Source organism: Corynebacterium lipophiloflavum DSM 44291 (assembly GCF_000159635.1).
GTDB classification, from domain to species: domain Bacteria; phylum Actinomycetota; class Actinomycetes; order Mycobacteriales; family Mycobacteriaceae; genus Corynebacterium; species Corynebacterium lipophiloflavum.
The window spans coordinates 1-1,443 of the sequence record NZ_GG667198.1 but is presented as its reverse complement, the minus strand read 5'-3'; the positions used below and the strand labels follow the sequence as shown (position 1 = coordinate 1,443).

Annotated in this window: 2 protein-coding genes; one reads left to right on the top strand and one right to left on the bottom strand. The window is 59.7% G+C overall.

Annotated elements, in window-relative coordinates:
• The first annotated feature begins 390 nt into the window (after positions 1 to 390).
• A complete protein-coding gene (locus tag HMPREF0298_RS10495; RefSeq protein WP_245527499.1) occupies positions 391 to 1,215 on the top strand; it encodes a hypothetical protein in 825 nt (274 codons plus the stop codon).
• Here the strand turns inward: HMPREF0298_RS10495 and HMPREF0298_RS10490 are convergent.
• Positions 1,216 to 1,443: helix-turn-helix domain-containing protein (locus HMPREF0298_RS10490; RefSeq protein ID WP_157464474.1), on the bottom strand; the 228-nt coding region annotated here is incomplete at its 5' end.

The window sequence follows — 1,443 nt, the reverse complement described above, 5'->3', positions numbered from 1 at the left end:
GAGCGACGTGAAATAATCATAGCCATGGGAAAGAAGCCAGGTCGGCCCTCGCGCCATACTCGCCGGAAACAGCAGCGGTTAGACCGCGGTTTTACGCTCACGGTGGGGGCCGCTCCCACCAGTCGGAGTGCTAGTGGTGCGGTTGCCTTGCACAACGAACTCCGCCTTGTTCGGAGCTCGTTGTTGTATGCCGATCGGGTTGACCTGATCGCGCCTGCCGCGTCTTTACTGTGGACGTTTGCCCCTCTGCGTGGATTAGATCCAGACGATGTGTGGGAAACGGTCGCGGATCTTCCGCCAGAGGCATTGCAGCGTCTGGGAGTGGAAGAATCTGCGGTGCCGTTGCCGGTCTTTCGCCAGATGATGCGCAGCCTGGGGAAACGCTCAGCGATGAACCCGGAGCGTGTGGAAGGCGAAAGGCTGTGGCGGCCGGCCATCCAGGAGATACTCCGGGATGTCGAAGAGACTTTTGGCGGGGCGGAAGCACCCGAACTTGAACTGGCCCTGGACACCGGGGATGTCCGCCTTCTCGACACCGGTAAGCAGCTAGAGGACCCTGTCGATCAGCAGGTGGCAGGGTTTCGACACCGGATTGCCGAGGCTCTGGACAATCCCAGCGGTACGGTCTTATTTGATCAGCTCACCACGTCGATAGTTCGGGAGGACGATTCTCTGCGGGAGAAGTTTTCACCGGTGGGAAGGGACCGGTCTCGTCGGGCAGCGACCGGAACCGGTTTGGTGGAGTGGTTGCCGGTTTTCCCTGACGCTCCCATGTCGTCCATCCTCGAAGCGCGGGAGGAGCTCGCGGACGGCCGCGCTAAGTACCGGGCTTCGGTGAAGGCTCTAGCTGCTGAGCTTCAGTCCTCCGCCCTCGACGACGCGCTGCCCAGTGACATTGAAGAGCTATGGCGAGACGAAGTGCGTCCTACTCTTGTGGATCTACGGAAAACAGTGAAGGGCTCCCGGATCGCCAAAGAAACTGGTCTCCGCCTAGCCACTGAGGGGTACGGCATTCCGACCATCGCAGTCACCCTCACCAGCCTGAGCAGCGTTGCCGACCTCCTCCCTACCGCAGCCGCGGCGATGGCAGCTTCATTGCGGATTGCAGCTGCTGGGGCGAGGGAAGCAGTCGAGGCGAGAGCGGCCAAGAAGAAACATGAACTGGTGTATCTGTTGGACCTCAACAAGAAACTGGGGAACTTCGGACTTGATTAATTACTCCCGTTCGAGTGCGCGGTAAAGCGTGGTGCGGTTGACGTTGTATTCGCGGGCGAGCTTGGCCTTAGGCACACCAGCGGCGATCTTCTCTCGAATCTCCTGGAGGTCCTCGTCGGTGAGCTTTTTCGCTCTCCCCTTGGTGCTGTTGCAAAGTTGGGCCAGGGTCGAAAAGCCCAACCTCAAGACATTAGTTGTCCTTGCTCCGGGGTGCTTAAGCTGTCTCAA

Excerpts from the sequence above, each read along its gene's own strand:
- HMPREF0298_RS10495 (WP_245527499.1), top strand. The coding sequence starts at position 391 with ATGAACCCGGAGCGTGTGGAAGGCGAAAGGCTGTGGCGGCCGGCCATC.